This window comes from Actinomadura chibensis NBRC 106107 (assembly GCF_001552135.1).
In the GTDB taxonomy this organism is placed as follows: domain Bacteria; phylum Actinomycetota; class Actinomycetes; order Streptosporangiales; family Streptosporangiaceae; genus Spirillospora; species Spirillospora chibensis.
Window position 1 is genome coordinate 129,940 of sequence record NZ_BCQP01000015.1, and the last position, 19,799, is coordinate 149,738.

Below are 19,799 nucleotides of genomic sequence, written 5' to 3' on the forward strand. Positions count from 1 at the left end.
GCCGCCCCTGTCGCAATCACTCCATTTTCTATACAATATCGAGGTCACTCGAAACGGAGGTGCGTCGGCGTGCGGATGCAACTGGCCACGGCGATCGCGAAGACCCTGGAGTCGGCGGGCACGGAGTACTGCTTCGGCTACAACGGCCACGGCAACTGGAAGCTGCTCGACTCGCTGGTGCACGAGACCGCGATCCGCACCGTCGCCGCCCGCTGCGAGGACCACGCGGTCCACATGGCGGACGCCTACTGGCGCAGCCGCCGGGAGCCCCCGATGGCGGTCGTCACGACGTCGGTCGGGCCGGGCAGCACGAACATCACGCCCGCCGTGGCGTCCGCGTTCTTCGACTCGTCCGCCCTGCTGGTGCTCGCCGGAGGCGGGGCCACGCAGTGGTACGGGCGGGGCGGCATCGAGGAGTTCTACCGGTACGGCCCCGAGGAGTGGCCGCAGACGCTCAAGCCGATGACCAAGGCGTCGTTCAGCGTGACCCGTCCGGACAACGCGCTGGAGATGGTCCTGCGCGCCTACAAGACCGCGATCAGCGGGCGTCCCGGGCCGGTGGTCGTGCAGATCCCGTTCGACATCCAGCACACCGAGGTCGAGGTGCGCGGCGTGCCCGACCTGGCGCGCTGGGCGCGGGTCGCCCGGCCGGGCCCCGACCCGGACGCGCTCGCGGCGGCGGCCGAGCTGATCGCGGGCGCCGAGCGGCCGCTGCTGTCGGTGAGCAGCGGCATCCACAACGCGCGGGCGTGGAGCGAGCTCGCCGAGCTGGCCGAGCGGTTCTCCATCCCGGTCGAGACGGCGACGCCGGGCAAGGGCGCCATCCCCGAGGACCATCCGCTCTCGCTCGGCTGCGTCGGGCGCGCGGGCACCCTCCAGGCCAACCAGGCGGCCCGGGAGTGCGACGTGCTCATCGGCGTCGGCACCCGGTTCGGCGACATCGACACCGGCGGCTGGACGCTGCACGACATCCCCGGCGGGACGAGGCTCGTCCACATCGACATCGACGACGGCGAGCTGGCCCGGGTGTACCCGACGGACGTCGCGATCGTCTCGGACGCGCGGTCCGCCCTCGCCGGCCTCACCGCCGCGCTGGCCGAGCGCCCCCAGGCCGACCGCGCGGCCTGGCTGGAGCACCTCGGGCGACTGCGCGACAAGTGGGAGGCGGAGGTCGCGCCGCTGCGCACCTCCGACGCCGCGCCGATGGGGTACGCGCGGGTGTTCTCCGACCTGTCCGACGCGGTCGCCGAACTGGCGCCGGACGCCACCGTCCTGTTCGACACCGGGCACTCGCTGTCGTTCGGCCCGCCGTTCCTGCGCGCCCTCAGCCGCCACTACATCCATTCGGGCTTCTTCCACCGGATGGGCTGGACGCTGCCGGGCGCGATCGGCGCGGCGCTCGCCCGTCCGGAGCGTCCCACGGTCGCGGTCATCGGCGACGGCTCGTTCACGATGACGGGGACGGCGCTGCTCACGGCCGTGGAGCAGGGCGTCCCGATCGTGGTGCTGGTGCTGAACAACGGCACGCTGCAGATCGAGCGCGAGCAGATGGTGAAGATCTACGGGCGGCATTCGCTGACCGACTACGTCGGGCCCGGCGGGAGGCGGCACGAGATCGACTTCGCCGCCTGGGCGCGGGTGATGGGCGCCGCGGGCGTCCGCGTCACCGAGCCGGGGAAGATCAAGGAGGCGGTGCGGGACGCGATCGGCAGCGGCGTCCCGACCGTCGTCGACGTCGACATCGACCCGGAGAGCGAGGGGTACCGGGCCGTCCACTACCGGTACCCGTCCGACTTCGGCGAGCGCGGCCTCGCGCACCCGCCCGTCTGATGGGGGCGCGACGGAGCCCGAGCCTGACCGAGCGGATGCTCGGCTTCGCGCTCGGGCACGCGTCCGGCGACGTCCCCGCCGGCCTGCTCGACTGGACGGCCCTGCGCTTCACCGACACCGTCGGCGTCGCCCTGGCCTGCGCCGGGCGGGGCCTCGGGGCGCCCGCCGCGCGGCTCGTCCTCGCCGAGCCCGCGCCCGGCCCCGCGTCGGTGTGGGGGTCGGGCGGGCGCCTGGTCCGCGCCGACGACGCGTGCTTCGCCAACGGGATGCTCGCGCACGGGATGGACTACGACGACACGCACACCGCAACGATGATCCATCCGAGCGTGGTGATCGCCCCGACCGCGCTGGCGCTCGGCGAGCAGACCGGCGCCTCGGGCCGGGACGTCCTCGCGGCCGGGGCGGTCGGCTACGAGCTGGCCGCGCGGCTGGGCTCGCTCGCGCCGGGCAAGCCGCTCCAGCAGCGCGGGTTCCATCCGACCTCGGTGCTCGGGATCGTCCCGGCGGCGGCGGTCGCGGCCCGGCTGCTCGGGCTGACCCCGGCCGAGGCCGTGAGCGCGGCGGGGCTGGCGGGCAGCATGGCGTCCGGGCTGATGGAGTTCTTCTCGGACGGCACCGACGCCAAGCAGATGCACCCCGGCTGGGCGGCCAGGGGCGCGGTGACCGCCGCGAAGCTGGCGCGGCACGGCGCGACCGGGCCGGCGACCGTCCTTGAGGGGCCGTCCGGACTGCTCAGGGCCTTCGCCGGGGTGGAGGTGGACGAGGAGCGCGCCGCCGCCGCGTTCGACGGGCTCGGCGACGCGTGGACGGGCACGGGCGTCTCCGCGAAGCCCTACCCGGCCGGGCACTGCGTCCACGCCTGCGTGGACGCCTGGCGCGCGCTGCGCGACCGGCTCGGCCCGCGCGCCGAGGACGTCCGCCGGATCACCGCGCTCGTGCCGTCGGCGTATTTGCACCTCGTCTGCGAGCCGCGCGCGGACAAGCTCACGCCGCGCACCGTCTACGACGCGCGGTTCAGCCTCCCGTTCGCGCTGGCGCTCACGGTCGTCGACGGCTCCCTCGGCCTGGACAGCTTCCGGGCCGAGCGGCTGTCGGACCCGGCCGTCCTGGACGTCGCCCGCCGCGTCGGCTACGAGGTCGTGGAGTACGCCGAGTACCCGGCCGCGTTCCCGGGCGGCGTCCGCGTCGAGCTGGCGGACGGGACCGTCCACGAGGAGCACCTCCGCCACAACGTGGGCAGCCCCGGCAACCCGATGTCCGCCGAGGACGTGGCGGCCAAGTTCCGCGACTGCGTCCGCGGCCTCGCGGGCGCGGAACCGCTGCTCGACGCCCTCCGCGGGCTGGCCGCCGCGCCGTCCCTCGCGGGGTTCACCGCCGCGATGGCCGCCGTGGACGCCGGCCTCGTCCCGACCGCCGCGTCCCCGGGGAGTGCACGATGAGTCCGCCGATCGCCGTCCGCGACCGCACCAGCATGATCATCGGCGGGCGGGCGGTGCCCGCCGCGTCCGGCGCGTGGCTGACCACCTACGACCCCTCCACCGGGGAGCCGCTCGCGGAGGCGCCGCGCGGCGGGCCCGCCGACGTGGACGCGGCCGTGGCCTCGGCGCACGCCGCGTACCGCGCGCCGGAGTGGGCGCGCCTCACGCCGCCCGACCGGGGCCGCGCGCTGGCCCGGCTCGGCGCGCTGCTGCTCGCGAACCAGGACGAGCTCGGCACGCTGGAGACGCTCGACTCCGGCAAGCCGCTGAGCCAGGGCCGCCGCGACGTCGCCCTCGCCGCCCGCTACTTCGAGTACTACGCCGGGATCTGCGACAAGATCGAGGGCGCCCACCTGCCGCTGGACGCCGAGCACCTCGCGATCACCACCAAGGAGCCGTACGGGGTGGTGGGCGTGATCGTCCCGTGGAACGCGCCGCTGAACCAGGCCGCGCGGGCGGCGGCGCCCGCGCTCGCGGTCGGGAACGCGGTGGTGCTGAAGCCCGCGGAGGAGACGCCCCTCACCGCCGTCCGGCTCGGGGAGCTGGCGCTGGAGGCCGGGCTGCCGCCGGGCGTCCTGAACGTCGTGACCGGCCTCGGCTCGGAGGCGGGCCAGGCGCTGGTGGAGCATCCGCTGGTCCGCCGGATCTCGTTCACGGGGTCGGTCGAGACGGGGCGGCTCGTCGCGAAGACGGCCGCCGACCGGATCGTCCCGGTCGGGCTGGAGCTCGGCGGGAAGTCGGCCAACGTCGTCTTCCCGGACGCCGACCTGGACGCCGTCGCCGCGAGCGTCCTGCGGACGATGACCCACAACGCCGGGCAGATCTGCTCGGCCGCGACCCGCCTCGTCGTGCACGCGGACGCGGTGGACGACGTGCTCGACCGGGTCTCCGCCGCGCTGGCCGGGGTGACCGTCGGGCCCGGCCTCACCGACCCGATGCTCGGGCCGCTGATCTCCCGCGCGCAGCTCGACCGGGTGCTCGGCTACCTCGACCTCGGCGGCCGGGAGGGCGCGACCGCCGTGACCGGCGGCGGCCGGTACACCGGCGGCGACCTCGCGCGCGGCTACTTCGTCCAGCCGACCGTGTTCGCCGGGGTGCGCCCGGACATGCGGATCGCCAACGAGGAGATCTTCGGCCCGGTCGTGTGCGTGCTGCCGTTCCGCACCGAGGACGAGGCGGTCGAGATCGCCAACGGCACCGGCTACGGGCTCGCGGCGGGCGTCTACACCCGCGACATCGGCCGGGCGCTCGGGATGTCCCGGCGGCTGGAGGCGGGCCAGGTGTTCGTCAACGAGTACCAGGCCGGGGGCGTGGAGACGCCGTTCGGCGGCTACAAGCGGAGCGGGTGGGGGCGGGAGAAGGGCCTCGCCGCCATCGACCACTACTCCCAGCTCAAGACGACGGTCATCCGGCTGTGACGGGCCGCAGCCAGGTCGGGTCGAGGGTGCGCACGCCCGGCGCGCCGAGCAGGACGAGCGTCCGCTCGACCTCGTCCCGCAGGACGTCGAGGACCCCCGCGACGCCCGCCTCGCCGCCGACCGCCAGCCCGTACACGTACGGGCGGCCGACCAGCACGGCCCGCGCGCCGAGCGCGAGCGCCTTCACGACGTCGCTCCCCCGCCGGACGCCGCCGTCGAGCAGCACCTCCGTGCCCCGGTCCCGGACGGCGGCGGCGATCTCCGGGAGGACGTCCAGCGTCGCGGGGGCGAAGTCGAGCTGCCGCCCGCCGTGGTTGGACACGACGATCCCGTCCAGGCCGAGGGCGGCGGCGCGGGACGCGTCCTCGCCGGTCAGGACGCCCTTCGCGTAGAGGCGGCCGGGCCAGCGGTCGCGGAGCCAGGCGAGGTCGTCCCAGTCCAGCGTGGCCTGGCTGAGGTGGCGTTCCTGGATCTCGACCGACGCGACCGCCGCCGCGACGCCGCCGCCCGCGACGAGGTTGCGGGCGGAGATCCGGCGGTGCGCGAGCGTCCGGCACGTCCAGGCGGGGTGGCGGCAGAGGGACAGGACGCTCCCCGGCGTGAGGACGGGCGGCGGGCCCATGCCGGTGCGCCGCTCGCCCTCCCGGTTGCCCCGGACGGGGTAGTCCACGGTGACCATCATCGTGCGGTTCCCGGCGTCCCAGGCGCGTGCCATCAGGGCGGCGGCCGTCTCGCCCGAGTGCGGGTAGAGCTGGAAGAAGTGGTCCTCGGACGTGGCGGCGGCGACCTCCTCGATCGTCCAGGACGACGCCGTGCTCAGCACGTGGCGCGTCCCGCGCCGCTCGGCCGCGCGGGCGGCGGCGACGTCCCCGCGCCAGTGCGCCAGCCCGGCCAGGCCGACCGGGGCGAGCAGCACCGGCAGGTCGAGCTCGACGCCCGCGACGGTGGTCGCGAGGTCGGGCGCCCGGACGCCGGTCAGGACGCGCGGCCGGAATTCCCAGCGCGCGAACGCCGACCGGTTCGCGGCGAGCGTGGCGAGGTCGTCCGCGCCGCCGTCGACGTACTCGCGGACCATCGCCGGGAGCCTCCGCCGCGCCGCGCGCCGGTAGTCCTCGACGTTCAGCGGGGCGCGCGGGGCCCGCGCGCGGAGGTCGAACCCGAACGCGCGCATCGGCTCACGCGCAGCGGACGTCGAGCAGGGCGTGGCGGCCTTCCTCGCGCACGGCGCGGAGCGCGCGCCGCAGCGCCGGGGCCAGCTCGCCGCGTTCGGTGACGCGCTCGCCGTACCCGCCCGACGCCTCCGCGTACGCCGCGAACTCGGGGACCGGGTCGAGCCGGGAGAACCCGCTGACCTCCTCCGACCTGGCGGCGTGGCCGTCCGGGTACATGCCGAGGGCCGCGCTCTCGACCGCGTCCCAGCGGCCGTTGGCGGCGACGACGGTCAGCACCGGCAGGCCGTGGACGCTCATCGCGTGGTGGCACGCGGCCGGGTTGGCGAACAGGTAGGCGCCGTCGCCGAGCGTCGCGACGACGGTCCGGTCGGGGCGCGCGAGCCGGACGCCGAGCGCGGCGGGCAGCCCCCAGCCGAGCCCGCCCGCGGGCGGGAACCCGAAGTAGCCGCCCGGCTCCATCCCGCCGAGGTACTCGGGGCGCGCCCAGTACTCGTTGACGACGACGGCGTCGCCCGGCAGCGCCTCCGCAAGCGCCCGGTTCAGGAACGGCTTGGTGATCGCCCCGCCGGCGCGGGCCGCCGCGTCCATGGCCTCCAGGCGGCGGGCGCGCCGCCGCCGGGCCTCCGCCGCGATCCGCGTCCCGCGGCCCGGATCGATCGGCCGCTCCTCCAGCGCCGCCGCCAGCGCGGTCAGCAGGCTCCGCGGGTCCGCGGTGATCGACAGGTCGGACCGGTGGCCCCGGATCGGGTACGCGCCGAAGTGCGGGTCGGGGCCGCACTGGACGACGACCGCGTCGTCGCGCGGCGCCGCCGTCCCGGGCGTCCAGGGGACGTCGACGTCCAGGAAGCACAGGACGTCCGCCTCCGCGAGCACCGGGCCGACGTCGAACCCCAGGTGCAGCGGATGCCCGGCCGGGACGTTGACGTACCGCGGCCGGTGGTCGACCACGGCGACCGCGAAGCGGCGGCACAGGTCGTCCAGGAGCGCGACCGTCCGCGGGTCCGCCCCCGTCGCCGCGGTGACGACGACGGGGAGGCGGGCCCCGGCGAGGTGGTCGGCGAGCCGGGCGACCGCCTCGGGATCGGGGGCGGCGGGGACGGGCGCGGCGGCCGGGCCGTCGCGCACCTCCACGCCGTGCACCGGACGGGCGAGCACCTCGCGCGGCAGCGTGAGGTAGACCGGCCCGCCGGGGCGGGTGCGGGCGACGTCCAGCGCCCGGTCGACGACCGTCTCGACCTGCGCGCCGTCGCGGAGTTCGTAGTCCCACTTCACGAACTCGCGGAGCATCCCGGCCTGGTCGTACATCTCCTGCGCCCAGTGGATCCCCGCCTCGCGGGCGCCGGGCGGGCCGTCCTCGAACAGGGGCGTCCGCCCGGCCGTGACCAGCAGCGGGACGCGGCTGCGCGCCGCGGTGAGCACCCCGCACACGGCGTTCGCCGTCCCGACGCTCGTGTGCAGCATCACGGCCTGCGGCCGCCCGTCCCCGAGGTACGCGCCGTGCGCCATGGACACGGCGAGGTTCTCGTGGGCGCAGACCACGACCTCGGGCAGGTCGAGCCCCGACTCGGGGCGCCGCGCGTACGCCTCGACGATCGGGGCGAAGTCCGTCCCGGCGTTCACGAAGAGGCGCTCCACCCCGCGGTCGCGCAGCAGCGCGAGGTAGGCCTCGGCGACCGTCTCTGCGGCGATCCGCCGCGTCCTGCCCATCAGACGGCGCCCGGGACCTCGGTGAGGTTGAACAGGCGCGCCGCGTTGAGGCCGAGGATGTTGCGCTTGGCCTTCGCGTCCAGGAAGCGGATGCCGAGGATGGAGCCCGGGAGGTCGAAGTCCCAGTGCGGCCAGTCCGAGGCGTAGAGGAGCTGCGTCTCGGCGTTGATCGCCGTCATCGTGGCTTCGAGGAGGTCGTGGTCGTCGCACTCCATCGGCTGGGACGTGTAGTACATCTCCCGCATGTACTCGCTCGGCAGCCGGGTGAGCAGCGGCGCCTCCGACGTCCGCTTGAGGTACTCGTGGTCGAGGCGCTGCATCATGAACGGCACCCACGCGAGGCCGCTCTCCACCCAGATGACCTTCAGCCGGGGGAAGCGCTCCGGCAGCCCGTTGATGATCCAGTTCGTCAGGTGGACCATGTTGCAGTGCACGAACGACAGGGCGTGCACCGAGATGAACCTGTTCATGGTCTTCATCCAGTCGTCGTCCCAGGTCGGCCCGGCGTGGAACGCGATCGGCAGCCCCGTCTCCTCGATCGCGGCGTAGAGCCGCATGAACGCGTTGTCGTGGACGGGCGAGTACCGGATGCTCGTCACCAGGAACCCGACGACACCCGGCCGCCCGGCGAACTCCCGGACGATCCGCAGGCACATCTCCGGCGAGCGCAGCGGCAGGTACGGCATGAACTTGATGCGCGGCTCCTCCGCGCAGAACGCCTCGACCATCCACCGGTTGTAGGCGTAGGCGGCCTGCGCCTCCCCCTCGGCGAGCGGCGACATGCCGAGGCCGAGCAGACTCGTCGGGAAGATGACCTGCACGTCGATGCCGATCGAGTCCATCGCCCGCCGGGACAGCTCGACGTCGCGGTGCCGCGTGACGCCCTCGACCGCCTCGGCCTGCGGGTCCTGGTGCGGCACCCGGCCGAACATCGACTGCGAGCTGACCCCCGACGCGCCCGGCCCCGGATACGGGACGTACATCATCGTGCCCCGCGCGTCGAGCGTGGCGAGCGAGTTCGACCTCATCACCGGGTTCTCCATGAACTCCAGCACCTCGCGCCAGTGGGCGTTCGGCTCGCGGTGCGAGTCCACGTCCACGACGAAGTAGTCGTCGAGGCCGTACTCGACGGACTGCCGGCGCGCGTGGTCGAGCATCTCCCGGGTGTCGGTGAAGCGGTCGAACTGGGGCGTGAGCGTCTTCACCCTCGGGTCGGTCGTCATGTCCGCTCCCGTTCGTCCCGCCTGTTGGCGGCGTCGACCCGGCTGTCGTTGAACCACACCGCGAACTCGAACGGCGTGAGCGACTGGGAGTGCAGGAGGGCCGCCGCCGCGACGCACGCCTCCGTCGGCGACAGCCGCAGCTCGGCGAGCGCGTCGGGCGTGTACGGGTTCTCCGCGCACGCGGCGTAGAGGCGGACCGCGTGCGTCAGGAGCGCGCCGAGGTCCGCCGGGGACGCGGGCCGGGCGCCGTCCGGCGCGGCCCGCGCGGCCGCCGCGAGGTCGCCCAGTTCCGCGACGAGCCGCCTCAGCTCGCGCGCGGGCTTGTCAGAGCTCGACAACGATCTCACCACCCTGCTCGAAGACGCGGTAGTCGCGGAGCCGGACCCGCGGGTCCCCGGGGTGCGCGCCGGTGCGCAGGTCGTACTCGTATCCGTGCCACGGGCAGACGATGTGGACGTCGTCGGAGAACGCGTCCCCGAGGCTCCGCCCGTCCGCGTCGAGCCGCTCGACCACCCGGTTTATGATCATCCCCTGGCAGACGGGGCCGCCCGCGTGCACGCAGTAGTTGCCGTAGGCGTAGAGCTCCCCGCCGATCCGGAAGACGCCGATCTCGGTCCCGTCGACGTCGACCACCAGCCGATCCCCGTCGGCGAGGTCCGCCGACCGTCCCACCACGACCCGGTCCCGCATCCGAACCACCTCGCCATCGATATTATATAGAGATGGCCGAGTGTCAACGGGATTGAGTGGCTTTTCCTATTGAAGATATCCTATGGACATTGCCCGGTTCTCAGGCGTCACGCGCCAGCGCGGCGATGTCCCTGTCGGCGTCCGCGGTCTCCAGGTGGCGTGCCAGGACCCGGGTGACCGCGGGGAGCAGGTCGAGCCGGACGCCGAGGCCCTCGGCGAACCCGGCGACCAGGGTCGCGTCCTTGTGCAGGATCCGGGTGCTGCCGCGTACCGGCCCCGGCTCGTCCGCCAGCCGCGCGACGAGGACCTGGAGCATCGCCGAGTCGGCGGCCGTCCCCGCGAGCAGCCCGGCGACGGCGGTCTCGGCGAGGCCCGCCGACACCGCCAGCCGGACCGTCTCGGCCGCCGCGACGACATGCGCCGCGACCAGGTGCTGGTGCAGGAGCTTCACGGTCGTGCCCGCGCCGAGCGGCCCGCACGGCACCACGCGGGACGCGTACGCGGCGAGCACCGGCTGCGCCGCGCGCAGCGCGTCCGGGTCGCCTCCGGCGAAGACCGTCAGCGTCCCGGCGACCGCGGACTCGGTGCCGCCGGAGAACGGCGCGTCGAGGACGCGGCAGCCGGTCCCGGCGAGCGAGCCGAGCGCGGCCGCGTCCCGCACCGCGACCGTCGAGTGGTTCACCAGGACGTGGTCCGGGCCGACGAGCGGCGCGAGGTCCGCGGCGACGCCGCGCACCGCCGCCGCCGTGGGCAGGACGAGCAGCAGCACGGACGCCGCCTCCGCCAGCGCGGCCAGGTCGTCGACACGGTCGGCCCCGGTCGTGCCCCCGAAGGGGTCGTAGCCGAGCACCGGCCTGCCCTCCGCCGCCAGGCGGTCGGCGAGGCGTCCGCCCATCGCCCCGAGCCCGACCACCCCGACGACCCCGGCGGTCTCCGCGTCCGGACGCATCCTCCCGCCTCAGGCCCGGTGACCGGCGGCGGAGCCGTCCCGGACGTCGCGCCGCACGCTGCCGAGCGCCTCGGCGTAGGCGGCGTCGAGGTCGTCCGGGGCGAGCGGCCCGGCGTGGACGCCGCCGCGCACGAGGACGTAGCCGCGGTCGACGCGGCGGAGCAGCCGGGTGCTGGTCGGGCTGGTGAGCAGCGCCGCGACGCCGTCCTCGGCGAGGCCGGTCAGCAGGTCGAGCAGCTCACCGACGATCACCGGCGCCAGCCCGGTGGACAGCTCGTCGAGCAGCAGGACGCGCGGCTCGCCGAGCAGCGCCCGCGAGATCGCGAGCATCTGCTGCTCGCCGCCGCTGAGCACGCCCGCGGACTTTCGCACGCCGCGCCGCAGCGGCTCGAACCGCTCGATGCCCCGGTCGACGGCCTCGTCCGGGAGGCCGAGCAGCTCCGCCATCACCTGGAGGTTCTCCCGGACGGTCATCCGGGGGAAGAGCTGCCGCCCCTGCGGGACGAGCGCCATCCCGCGCCGGGCCCGCTCGACCGCGCTCGCGGTCGAGACGTCCGCGCCGTCGAGCAGGACCACGCCGGTGCCGCGCACCGCCCCGTACGCCGCGTTCACGAGGGACGACTTCCCGGCCCCGTTGGCGCCGAGCAGTAGCGTCACTCCCCCGGCGGGGACGGTGAGCGCCTGCCCCGCGAGGTTGAGCGCCAGGGCCTTGCCGTAACTGACCCGGAGATCGCGCACCTCCAGGGCGGCCGGAGCGTTCTCGGGGGCCGTCTCAGTCGTCGCCAAAGTACACCTCCTTCATCTCCTCGCTCGCCATGCACTCGGCGGGGTCGCCGTCGAAGCGCACCTCGCCGTCCGCCATGAGCACCACCCGGTCGACGAGGGAGACGACGATGTCGATGTTGTGGTCCACCAGCAGGACCGCGCATCCGGCGTCGGCCATCGTGCGGATCGCGCGGGAGAGGCCCTGGATCCCGTCGCCGTCCAGGCCCGCGAACGGCTCGTCGAGGAGCACGACCTCCGGGTCCTGGCTGAGCGCCCGCGCCGCCTCCAGCAGCCGCAACTGGCCGAGGGTCAGCTCGGACGCGGGACGGTCGAGGTCGCTCAGGCTCAGCGAGCCCGCCATCTCCTCCGCGCGGCGCCGCAGCCGCTCCGCGCGCGGGTCGACCAGTCCCCGGACGATCGTCGACGCGAACGACAGCGGTCCGCCGAACGTCGTCGCGTAGGCGCCGATCAGGACGTTCTCCAGCGCGGTGAGCTCGTGCGCGACCTGCGGGTACTGGAAGGTGCGCGCCAGCTTCGCGCGCTTGGCGCGGCGGGCCGCGCTCCCGCTCAGCACCCGGTCGGCGACCCTCACCGTGCCGGTGTCGGCGGGCTGCTCGCCGCTGATCAGGTCGACGACCGTGCTCTTCCCGGCGCCGTTCGGCCCGACCAGGCCGACCACCTCGCCGCGGGACACGTGGAAGCTGACGCCGTGGACGGCGCGGACGCCGCCGTACGCCTTGTGCAGCCCCTGGCAGCTAAGCGCTGGGCTGGACATGGTCCCTCCCCTCCTTGGGCAGCGGCCCCTCCCGGCGGACCAGCCCGGCCGCCCTCGCGAGGACGTCGCCGAGCAGGCCGAGCAGTCCCCGCCGCGCGAAGATCAGCACCACCAGCACGGCGACCGCGAACGCGAGCGTGCCGGTGTCCTGGAACCAGGTCAGGTTGAAGGTCAGCTCGGTGACGACCACCGCGCCGACCACCGCGCCCCAGGGCGACCGGTAGCCGCCGAGGAACGGGATGAACAGCGCCACGAACGCGACCGAGAGCGGCACCGACTCGGGCAGCATCGACAGGTTCACCGCGGCGAAGTACCACCCGGCGACGGCGCCGAGCGCGGCGCCGATGCCGAGCGACACGAGCGTCAGGGCGCGCGTCGAGACGCCCGAGGACTCGACCGCGCGGGGCGCGTCCCCCTTGGCGCGCAGCGCGATCCCGAACGGCGACGTGCGCAGCCGGTCCAGGCCCCACGCCGCGAGGAACAGGGTCGCGAGCGCGGCGATCACCAGGTGCTGGCGGGTGACCTCGCTCCCGAACACCGTCAGCTCGCGGGTGAGCGTCACGCCGGACGCGCCCCCGGTGATGCCGGTGCTGTCCACCAGCCAGGCCGCGAACGCCTCGCCGAACAGGAGGGTGACCGCCGCGAGGTAGAAGCCGGACAGCTTGTACGTCGTCAGCCCCAGCAGCACCGCGACCGCCGCCGAGATCACGATCCCGATCGGCAGCGCCAGGAACATCGACAGGTCGGTGCGCACGCACAGGATCCCGAGGGCGTAGCCGCCGATCGCCACGTAGGCGTTGTAGGCGACCGACATCGAGTTGCCCATGATGTAGTGGCTGTACAGGCCGAGGCTGATCAGGCCGTAGGTGACCATCAGGATCGCGAGGTCCTGGCGGTAGCCGTTCTGGCCGACCCACAGCACGACGAGGATCAGCATCGCGAACGCGATCGGCGTCCGCCAGCGGGCGAGGCGGCTCATGCGCGCACCCGCTTGACGAAGATGCCCTCCGGGCGCAGCGCGAAGAACAGCGCGGCGACGGCGAAGGTCACGTAGGTCAGCGCCGCCGGGCCGAAGTAGTAGATCGCGAGCGCCTGGAGGAACGCCAGGCCGATCCCGCCGGCGAGCGGCCCCCAGACGTTGGCCGCGCCGCCGATCACGAAGGCGAGGAACCCGAACAGGGTGAACTGGAGCGCGCTCGTGAACGCGACGCCCGCGCGGTTGGCGAACAGCGCGCCCGCGAGCCCCGCGAGCAGGCCGGACGAGGCGAACGCGAGCAGCCGGATCCGCCGGACCGGCATCCCGAGCATCGTCGCGGCCTGGGTGTTGTCGCCGATCGAGCGGAACTGCCGCCCGAGCCTCGTCCGGCGCAGCAGCAGCCCGATGGCGACGAACAGGCCGAGGGTCACCGCGATCTCGATCAGCGCCTGCGCGCTGACGACGAACTTGCCCACGTCGAGGACGTCTCCTTTCATCCAGGTCGCCCCCGGCAGCGCCGACTTGCCGAAGGCGACCCCGGCCATCTGCTGGAGCGCGAAGAGCCCCGCGACCAGCGCCATCACGACGTGGTGGTCCTCACCCCCGCCCGGCTTGACCAGCGGGGCGACGACCAGCACCTCGATGCACAGGCCGAGCGCGACACCGAACGCGACCGCCGCGAGGACGCCGAGCGGCAGCGGCAGGCCGTGGCCGACCGTGATCGCCGAGCTGGCCATCCCCCCGACGACCGCGAGGCCGCCGACGGCGAAGTTGAACAGCGCGGCGCTCTCCTTGACCATGAACAGGGCCAGCGCGATCAGGCCGAAGAAACACCCGGTCTCCAGCGTGGGGACAACGAGCTCGATGGGCATTGGGGGACTCCTTCTAGGGCTGCCGACGCGCTGGGGTCACTCGACCCGCTGGTTGACCTCCACGACGTTCATCGACGGGTCGTAGGTGTAGACCTGGTGGAACCCCTTGTACGACCAGGTCCCGGCGTCGTTGAAGGGCACGTTCTGCTCCCTGAGCCGCTGCATGACGCCCTGGATGTCGTCCACCTGGATGGCGATGTGGCCGTTGATGACGGGGTGCACGCGCAGGTCGTTGTCCCAGGGCAGCGACGGGGTCGGCTTGCAGATGTGGATCTGGCGGCCGTTGTGGTCCTCGAACAGGGCGACGAAGTCGCTCCCGGTCTCCAGTTGGCCCTGCTCGCCTTCGCCGGACCACGGGAACTGGATCTCGTTCATGCCGAACACGGCGTTGTAGAAGCGGACCATCGCCCGGACGTCGTGGGCGGGGATGTTGACGTGGTGCAGGTTCCAGCTCATGTTCCTTCGTTCTCCCGTTTCGTTCGAGGACGTTCGAGGTCAGGGGGCGGTCGGATCCCCGGCGGTCGGATCCGCAGTGTTCAGATCCGCAGCGGGAAGCCGCCGCCGACGGCGAGGGTCTCGCCGGTGACGAACCCGGCGGCCTCCGAGGCGAGGAAGAGCACCGGTCCGACGAGGTCGGCGGTCCGGCCCTGCCGCGCGATGAGCTGCTTGGACGAGATGAAGTCGGCCAGCAGCGCGGGCGGCAGGTCGGCCATCGCGGAGTCGGTGTCCATCGGGCCGGGCGCGACGCAGTTCACCCGGATCCCGTCGGCGGCGAGCTCGGCGGCGAGCGCCGTGGTCACGCCGCGCACGGCCAGCTTCGTCACGCCGTACACGTCGCGGGGCACGATGCCGGACACCGACGAGACGTTGACGATGCTGGCGTTGCGCGACTCGGCCAGCCACGGCCGGGCGCTCCGGGCGCACCGGACGAGGCCGACGACGTTGACCGACAGGATCGACATCCAGCCCGCGCTGTCGATCTCGGTCGCCGGACGGGACCAGGCCATCAGGTGCAGTCCCGCGTTGTTGACCAGGCAGTCGATCCGGCCCGCCCAGCCGGCGATCTCCTCCATCGCCGCCTGGACGGACTCGTCGTCCCCGACGTCGCAGCGCACCCCGAGGGCGGAGCCCGCGCCGAGCTCGGCGGCGGTGGCCTTCGCCTGGTCGAGGTCGAGGTCCGCGAGCGCCACCCGGGCGCCGTCGGCGACCCAGGCCTCGGCGAGGGTGCGCCCGATCCCGCGGGCGCCCCCGGTGATCACGACCAGCGGCCGGCCCGCCATCAGCCGCAGCTCGGCTGGTAGGTGGCCCAGTTGTCGCCGGGCCGGTTCTGCGCGTCGAAGGTGCGCAGGACGATCCCGCACAGCCCGTCCGAGCCCATGTGCTTGCCGGCGCTGAACGACATCGTGAACCCGGTGCCGCCGAAGCTCGCCTCGAACTTGGTGACCTTCTGCAGCGCCTCGTTGATCGCCTTCGAGTCGGCGCCCGCGCCCGCGTCCTCGATCACCTTCGCGATCAGGTGGACGCTGTCGTAGCCCTGCGCGGAGAACGCCGTGAGCGCCTTGAACTTGTCGCCGTAGCGCGCCTTCAGCTTGGTGATGAGCTCGTTGGACCGGGTGTTCTGCGAGGAGATCGCGCTCGCGTAGACGAGGCCGTCCAGCGTCCCCGGCTTGGCGAGCGCCCAGGTCTCGGGCTGGTTGCCGATCGAGGCGAGCGAGAAGCGCGGCTTGTCGGGGAGGGCCTGCTTGAGGGCGTTCTGGAACAGCACCTCCAGCTGGCCGCCGAGCGAGGAGACGAGGACCGCGTCCGGCCTGGACTTGCTCAGCCTGCTGACCTGGGTGGTGACGTCGGTGGCGTTCAGCGGCGCCTTCTCCTTGGCGACGAGTTCCACGCCCGCCTTCTCCAGGGTCGGCAGCAGCGCGTCGTTGAGGCCCGCCATCGTCGGGGAGTCGTCGGTGAGGACGGCGACCCGCTTGTACCCGGCCTTGGCGAACGCGGCGCCGTAGACGGTGCCGACGTCGGTCACCGGGTTGGCGAGGATGTAGGAGTAGCCGTTGTTCGGCGGCTGCGCGATCGCGCCGAGGATGTTGGTCGGCGAGATCGCCGCGACGTGCTCCTGCTGGACGATCGGCTTGACCTGCGCCGCCGACGCGGAGCCGGAGTTCATCAGGATGATCCGGGCCTTCGCGTTGACCAGCTTGCGCACCAGCGCGGGCGACTGGCTGGGCTCGCCGCCGTCGCTGTAGCGGACGAGCTTCAGCTTCTTGCCGTCGATGCCGCCGCCGTCGTTGACCTCCGACAGCGCCAGCTCGATCCCGCGCGTCGCCTCGGCGGACGTCGCGGCGGTGCCGCCCGCGGTGTCCTCGATCATCCCGACGACGATGTCGCCGCCGTCCCCCGACGAGCCGCCGCACGCGCCGGCCGAGAGGCACAGGACGGCCGCGGCGAGGCTCACCCCCAAAGACCGGGTTCCAACCGCCATGGCGGGCCTCCATCGTGTGTGTTCCAGTGGGGTGGGTGCGCATGTTCTCGCGATTTGTTCTCACACAAGAACAGCGTTCTGCATAACGTAGGCCAGGTCAGACAAGCACGTCAACCACCTGATGTCACCCTTTTCACGGCGGCCACCGGGGGCGCGGACGCGCGGCGCCGAGCCCCCGAAACGGGCGATGAGCTGGGAAAATAGCCCACAGGCCCGGGCCCGGCGATCCGCGCGGTCCGCTCAGCGCACCGTTCAGCGCAACGCGGACCGGCCGAGCAGGTGCTTGCCCATCTGCAGGACCTGGATCTGCGAGGTGCCCTCGGGGATCGTCGCCTCGCGGGCGTCGCGGAAGTACCGCTCGACCGGGAACTCCTCCATCAGCCCCGCGCCGCCGTGGACCTGCAGCGCCAGCGTCGCGCTGCGTCCCGCGGTCTCGCCGCAGTAGTACTTCGCCATCGAGCACTCGTAGCGGCCGTCCCCGCCCGCGTCGAGCACGCGGGCGGCGTCGTACCCGAGGAGCCGCGCGGTCTGCGTGCCGACCGCGATGTCGACCACCATCTGCTGGACGAGCTGGAACTCCGCCAGGCTCTTGCCGAACTGCCTGCGCTCCTGGCTGAACCTGACCGCCGCCTCCAGGCACGCCTGCGACAGCCCGACCGCGCCCATCGCCATGTTCAGCCGTCCCTGGTTGACCGCGGCCATCGCGAGCCCGAACCCGGATCCGGGCTCGCCGAGCAGGTTCTCGGCGGGGATCCGGACGTCGTCGAAGACCAGCTCGCAACTGGTCGTGCTGCGCACCGGCATGTGCGCGATGTCGTGGACGCCGTACGGCGACTCGGCGGCGTCCACCAGGAACGCCGAGACCCCGCGGTCGGTCCCGTCCGCGTCGAGCTGGCGCGCGAGCAGGATCCCGAAGTCGGCGTGCAGCGCGTTGGTGATGTAGATCTTGCGGCCGCCGAGCACGAACGAGTCGCCGTCGCGGCGCGCCGTGGAGCGCAGCGCGCCCGCGTCCGACCCGGCCTCCGCCTCGGTCAGCGCGAACCAGCCGAACCGCGACGCGGCCAGCATCGGGTCGAGGAACCGGGCGCGCTGCGCGGCCGTCCCGGCCCGGCTGAGCAGCATCGCGACCATGCCCTGGACGTTCACCGTGGTCCGCAGCGAGCCCCAGCAGCGCCCGGCCTCCTCCATGAGGACGGCCTGCACCATCGCGCTGACCTCGTCGCCGCCGTGCGCGCGGGCGACCGCGCCGCGCACGTATCCGAACTCGTAGAGCGCCCCGAGCATGTCCCAGGGGAACTCGCGGCGCCGCTCGTAGTCGGCGACCAGCGGCGCGACCTCGGCGTCGAGGTAGCGGCGCAGGGCCTGCTGGAGGTCCCGTTCCTCGGTGTTCAACGCGATTGACATCCGCCGTCCTTGCCTTAATCTGTTCACCAGTAAGAACAGTGAACAACATACAGAACAACCTGTCGAGAGGCCCGGGATGAGCGCCACACCTGTCATCGTCGACGCGGTCCGCACCCCGATCGGGCGCCGCAACGGAGCCCTGGCGGGCGTCCATCCGGTGGACCTGACCGCGCACGTGCTGACCGCGATCCTCGAACGCAACGGGCTCGGCCCGGAGCACGTGGACGACGTCATCTGGGGCTGCGTCACGCAGATCGGCGCGCAGGCGGGCAACGTCGGCCGCCTCGGCGCGCTCGCCGCGGGCTGGCCGGAGACGGTGCCGGGCACGACCGTCGACCGCGCCTGCGGCTCCAGCCAGCAGGCGCTGCACTTCGCCGCCGCCGTCGTCGCCTCCGGCCAGCAGGACATCGTGATCGCGGGCGGCGTCGAGTCGATGTCGATGGTCCCGCTCGGGTCGGCGCGGGCGGTCGGCGCCCCGTACGGGCCCCGGGTCAGGGCCCGCTACGGCACCGACACCTTCAGCCAGGGCCTCGGCGCGGAGACCATCGCCGAGCGGTGGAAGCTGAGCCGGACCGAGCTGGACGAGCTGTCCCTCCGCTCGCACGAGCGGGCCGCCGCCGCCACCGACGCGGGCGCCTTCGAGGGCCAGCTCGCGGTCGTCGACCTGCCCGAGGGCTCGCTCGCCGTGGACGAGGGCATCCGCCGCGACACCTCGGCGGAGAGGCTCGCCGCCCTCAAACCGGCCTTCCGCGACGACGGCGTCGTCACGGCGGGCAACGCCTCGCAGATCTCCGACGGCGCCGGAGCACTGCTGATCATGACCGACCGGAAGGCCGCCGAGCTCGGGCTGCGCCCGCTGGCCGCGTTCCGGCACGGCGTCGTCGTCGGCGACGACCCGGTGACCATGCTCACCGCGCCGATCCCCGCCACCCGCAAGCTCCTCGACCGCGCCGGCCTCGGCATCGGCGACATCGACGCGTTCGAGGTGAACGAGGCGTTCGCCTCGGTGGTCGCGGCCTGGCAGCGCGAGACCGGCGCCGACCCGGCCCGGGTCAACCCGCTCGGCGGCGCCATCGCGGTCGGGCACCCGCTCGGCGGGTCCGGCGCCATCCTGATGACCCGGCTCGTCCACCACCTGCGCGACCACGACCTGCGCTTCGGCCTCCAGGCCATGTGCGAGGCGGGCGGGATGGCCAACGCCACGCTCGTCGAGCGCTGGTCGTGAGCGGCCCCGGCATCCGGAACACCCGCCCCCTCCTAGAACCGATGAGGAACACAGCGTGAAGATCGAGTCGTCCACCTTCGTCGTCACCGGGGCCGCGTCCGGGCTCGGCCGGGCCACCGCCGAGCTGCTGCTCGCCCGCGGCGCCACCGTGGTCGGGACCGACCTGCGGCCGCGCGCGGCGGACGCCGCCGCGATCCCCTTCGTCGAGGCCGACATCACCGACGAGGCCGCGATGACCGCCGTGTTCGACACCGCGCGGGACCTGCACGGGGGCGTCCACGGCGTCGTCCACTGCGCGGGGCGCGGCGGCGACCGGGTCAGGATCCTCGACCGCGCCGGACGGCCCGGCTCGCTGGAGTCGTTCGGCGACGTCGTCCGCACCAACCTCGTCGGCACCTACAACGTGCTCCGGCTCGGCGCGCAGGCCCTCAGCGGCAACGACCTCGTGGGCGGCGAGCGCGGGGCGATCGTGCTGACCGCCTCGGTGGCCGCGTTCGACGGCCAGATCGGGCAGACGTCGTACTCGGCGTCCAAGGCGGGCGTGCACGGCATGGTGCTGGTCGCCGCCCGCGACCTCGCCTCCCGGGGGATCCGGGTCAACGCGATCGCGCCCGGCATCTTCGACACGCCCATGCTCGCCCGGCTGCCGGAGGCGACGCGCGCCTCCCTGTCCGCGACGGTGCCCTACCCGAAGCGGCTCGGCGAGCCGGGCGAGTACGCCGAGCTCGCCGTCCAGCTCCTGTCCAACGGCTACCTCAACGGGGAGACGATCCGGCTCGACGGCGCGATCCGGATGGCGCCGCGCTGACCGGCGGAGGGACGGCAGAAGAGGCGCG

General features: G+C 73.7%; 19 protein-coding genes. 5 read left to right on the forward strand and 14 right to left on the reverse strand.

What is annotated here, in order from left to right; translation table 11 throughout:
• Window positions 1-75 precede the first annotated feature (75 nt).
• The 3 genes from ACH01S_RS08810 to ACH01S_RS08820 are packed head-to-tail and all read left to right on the forward strand — an operon-like array spanning window position 76 to window position 4,726.
• Window positions 76-1,830 (forward strand): thiamine pyrophosphate-binding protein, encoded by a 1,755-nt coding sequence (locus tag ACH01S_RS08810; RefSeq protein ID WP_246237087.1) that lies wholly within the window; start codon window positions 76-78, stop codon window positions 1,828-1,830.
• Entirely contained in the window at window positions 1,830-3,269 is a 1,440-nt protein-coding gene (locus tag ACH01S_RS08815; RefSeq protein WP_083980468.1) for an MmgE/PrpD family protein, read from the forward strand. The genes ACH01S_RS08810 and ACH01S_RS08815 overlap by 1 nt, the downstream gene beginning before the upstream one ends.
• Complete coding sequence (locus ACH01S_RS08820; RefSeq protein ID WP_067887632.1) at window positions 3,266-4,726, forward strand: aldehyde dehydrogenase family protein; 1,461 nt, start codon at window positions 3,266-3,268, stop codon at window positions 4,724-4,726. Before ACH01S_RS08815 ends, ACH01S_RS08820 begins: the two co-directional genes overlap by 4 nt.
• Here ACH01S_RS08820 and ACH01S_RS08825 read toward each other — a convergent pair.
• The 14 genes from ACH01S_RS08825 to ACH01S_RS08890 form a co-directional block, all read right to left on the reverse strand.
• Window positions 4,713-5,897, reverse strand: coding sequence for an alpha-hydroxy acid oxidase (locus tag ACH01S_RS08825; protein WP_067887634.1), 1,185 nt, complete (start codon window positions 5,895-5,897; stop codon window positions 4,713-4,715). The two genes, ACH01S_RS08820 and ACH01S_RS08825, sit on opposite strands and share 14 nt — an antisense overlap.
• Window positions 5,898-5,901: 4 nt before the next feature.
• Window positions 5,902-7,605 (reverse strand): thiamine pyrophosphate-requiring protein, encoded by a 1,704-nt coding sequence (locus ACH01S_RS08830; RefSeq protein ID WP_083980469.1) that lies wholly within the window; start codon window positions 7,603-7,605, stop codon window positions 5,902-5,904.
• Window positions 7,605-8,828 carry an amidohydrolase family protein gene (locus ACH01S_RS08835; protein WP_067887637.1) on the reverse strand — a complete coding sequence of 408 codons (1,224 nt, stop codon included), beginning with the start codon at window positions 8,826-8,828 and terminating at the stop codon, window positions 7,605-7,607. Before ACH01S_RS08835 ends, ACH01S_RS08830 begins: the two co-directional genes overlap by 1 nt.
• Window positions 8,825-9,166, reverse strand: a complete 342-nt coding sequence (locus ACH01S_RS08840) for a hypothetical protein (RefSeq protein WP_067887640.1) — start codon at window positions 9,164-9,166, stop codon at window positions 8,825-8,827. The genes ACH01S_RS08835 and ACH01S_RS08840 overlap by 4 nt, the downstream gene beginning before the upstream one ends.
• On the reverse strand, window positions 9,153-9,518 hold the full coding sequence (locus tag ACH01S_RS08845; protein WP_067887652.1) for a Rieske (2Fe-2S) protein: 366 nt from the start codon (window positions 9,516-9,518) through the stop codon (window positions 9,153-9,155). The genes ACH01S_RS08840 and ACH01S_RS08845 overlap by 14 nt, the downstream gene beginning before the upstream one ends.
• Before the next feature lie 100 nt (window positions 9,519-9,618).
• Window positions 9,619-10,467: an NAD(P)-dependent oxidoreductase gene (locus ACH01S_RS08850; RefSeq protein WP_067887655.1), complete on the reverse strand. Its 849-nt coding sequence runs from the start codon at window positions 10,465-10,467 to the stop codon at window positions 9,619-9,621.
• Between the two features lie 9 nt (window positions 10,468-10,476).
• Entirely contained in the window at window positions 10,477-11,253 is a 777-nt protein-coding gene (locus ACH01S_RS08855) for an ATP-binding cassette domain-containing protein (protein ID WP_148344661.1), read from the reverse strand.
• A complete protein-coding gene (locus ACH01S_RS08860; RefSeq protein ID WP_067887658.1) occupies window positions 11,240-12,007 on the reverse strand; it encodes an ABC transporter ATP-binding protein in 768 nt (255 codons plus the stop codon). Before ACH01S_RS08860 ends, ACH01S_RS08855 begins: the two co-directional genes overlap by 14 nt.
• Window positions 11,988-12,986 carry a branched-chain amino acid ABC transporter permease gene (locus ACH01S_RS08865; RefSeq protein WP_067887659.1) on the reverse strand — a complete coding sequence of 333 codons (999 nt, stop codon included), beginning with the start codon at window positions 12,984-12,986 and terminating at the stop codon, window positions 11,988-11,990. The genes ACH01S_RS08860 and ACH01S_RS08865 overlap by 20 nt, the downstream gene beginning before the upstream one ends.
• A complete protein-coding gene (locus ACH01S_RS08870) occupies window positions 12,983-13,855 on the reverse strand; it encodes a branched-chain amino acid ABC transporter permease (protein ID WP_067887662.1) in 873 nt (290 codons plus the stop codon). The genes ACH01S_RS08865 and ACH01S_RS08870 overlap by 4 nt, the downstream gene beginning before the upstream one ends.
• Window positions 13,856-13,891: 36 nt before the next feature.
• The gene (locus ACH01S_RS08875; protein WP_067887663.1) at window positions 13,892-14,311 is read right to left on the reverse strand and encodes a VOC family protein; all 420 of its coding nucleotides are present in this window, start codon (window positions 14,309-14,311) and stop codon (window positions 13,892-13,894) included.
• Window positions 14,312-14,391: 80 nt separating this feature from the next.
• Window positions 14,392-15,135 carry an SDR family NAD(P)-dependent oxidoreductase gene (locus ACH01S_RS08880; protein ID WP_067887665.1) on the reverse strand — a complete coding sequence of 248 codons (744 nt, stop codon included), beginning with the start codon at window positions 15,133-15,135 and terminating at the stop codon, window positions 14,392-14,394.
• A complete protein-coding gene (locus ACH01S_RS08885) occupies window positions 15,135-16,334 on the reverse strand; it encodes an ABC transporter substrate-binding protein (RefSeq protein WP_067887667.1) in 1,200 nt (399 codons plus the stop codon). The genes ACH01S_RS08880 and ACH01S_RS08885 overlap by 1 nt, the downstream gene beginning before the upstream one ends.
• A 252-nt stretch (window positions 16,335-16,586) precedes the next feature.
• The gene (locus ACH01S_RS08890) at window positions 16,587-17,738 is read right to left on the reverse strand and encodes an acyl-CoA dehydrogenase family protein (protein WP_067887669.1); all 1,152 of its coding nucleotides are present in this window, start codon (window positions 17,736-17,738) and stop codon (window positions 16,587-16,589) included.
• A gap of 76 nt (window positions 17,739-17,814) precedes the next feature.
• On the opposite strand from ACH01S_RS08890, the gene ACH01S_RS08895 reads away from it, so the two are divergent.
• Entirely contained in the window at window positions 17,815-18,963 is a 1,149-nt protein-coding gene (locus tag ACH01S_RS08895) for a thiolase family protein (RefSeq protein ID WP_067887672.1), read from the forward strand.
• Between the two features lie 55 nt (window positions 18,964-19,018).
• Window positions 19,019-19,771: an SDR family oxidoreductase gene (locus ACH01S_RS08900; protein WP_067887675.1), complete on the forward strand. Its 753-nt coding sequence runs from the start codon at window positions 19,019-19,021 to the stop codon at window positions 19,769-19,771.
• The last annotated feature ends 28 nt before the right edge of the window (window positions 19,772-19,799 follow it).

Coding starts and splice junctions, on each gene's coding strand:
- ACH01S_RS08810 (WP_246237087.1), top strand. CDS start 76: ATGCAACTGGCCACGGCGATCGCGAAGACCCTGGAGTCGGCGGGCACG.
- ACH01S_RS08815 (WP_083980468.1), top strand. CDS start 1,830: ATGGGGGCGCGACGGAGCCCGAGCCTGACCGAGCGGATGCTCGGCTTC.
- ACH01S_RS08820 (WP_067887632.1), top strand. CDS start 3,266: ATGAGTCCGCCGATCGCCGTCCGCGACCGCACCAGCATGATCATCGGC.
- ACH01S_RS08825 (WP_067887634.1), bottom strand. CDS start 5,897: ATGCGCGCGTTCGGGTTCGACCTCCGCGCGCGGGCCCCGCGCGCCCCG.
- ACH01S_RS08830 (WP_083980469.1), bottom strand. CDS start 7,605: ATGGGCAGGACGCGGCGGATCGCCGCAGAGACGGTCGCCGAGGCCTAC.
- ACH01S_RS08835 (WP_067887637.1), bottom strand. CDS start 8,828: ATGACGACCGACCCGAGGGTGAAGACGCTCACGCCCCAGTTCGACCGC.
- ACH01S_RS08845 (WP_067887652.1), bottom strand. CDS start 9,518: ATGCGGGACCGGGTCGTGGTGGGACGGTCGGCGGACCTCGCCGACGGG.
- ACH01S_RS08850 (WP_067887655.1), bottom strand. CDS start 10,467: ATGCGTCCGGACGCGGAGACCGCCGGGGTCGTCGGGGTGGTCGGGCTC.
- ACH01S_RS08860 (WP_067887658.1), bottom strand. CDS start 12,007: ATGTCCAGCCCAGCGCTTAGCTGCCAGGGGCTGCACAAGGCGTACGGC.
- ACH01S_RS08865 (WP_067887659.1), bottom strand. CDS start 12,986: ATGAGCCGCCTCGCCCGCTGGCGGACGCCGATCGCGTTCGCGATGCTG.
- ACH01S_RS08870 (WP_067887662.1), bottom strand. CDS start 13,855: ATGCCCATCGAGCTCGTTGTCCCCACGCTGGAGACCGGGTGTTTCTTC.
- ACH01S_RS08875 (WP_067887663.1), bottom strand. CDS start 14,311: ATGAGCTGGAACCTGCACCACGTCAACATCCCCGCCCACGACGTCCGG.
- ACH01S_RS08880 (WP_067887665.1), bottom strand. CDS start 15,135: ATGGCGGGCCGGCCGCTGGTCGTGATCACCGGGGGCGCCCGCGGGATC.
- ACH01S_RS08885 (WP_067887667.1), bottom strand. CDS start 16,334: ATGGCGGTTGGAACCCGGTCTTTGGGGGTGAGCCTCGCCGCGGCCGTC.
- ACH01S_RS08890 (WP_067887669.1), bottom strand. CDS start 17,738: ATGTCAATCGCGTTGAACACCGAGGAACGGGACCTCCAGCAGGCCCTG.
- ACH01S_RS08895 (WP_067887672.1), top strand. CDS start 17,815: ATGAGCGCCACACCTGTCATCGTCGACGCGGTCCGCACCCCGATCGGG.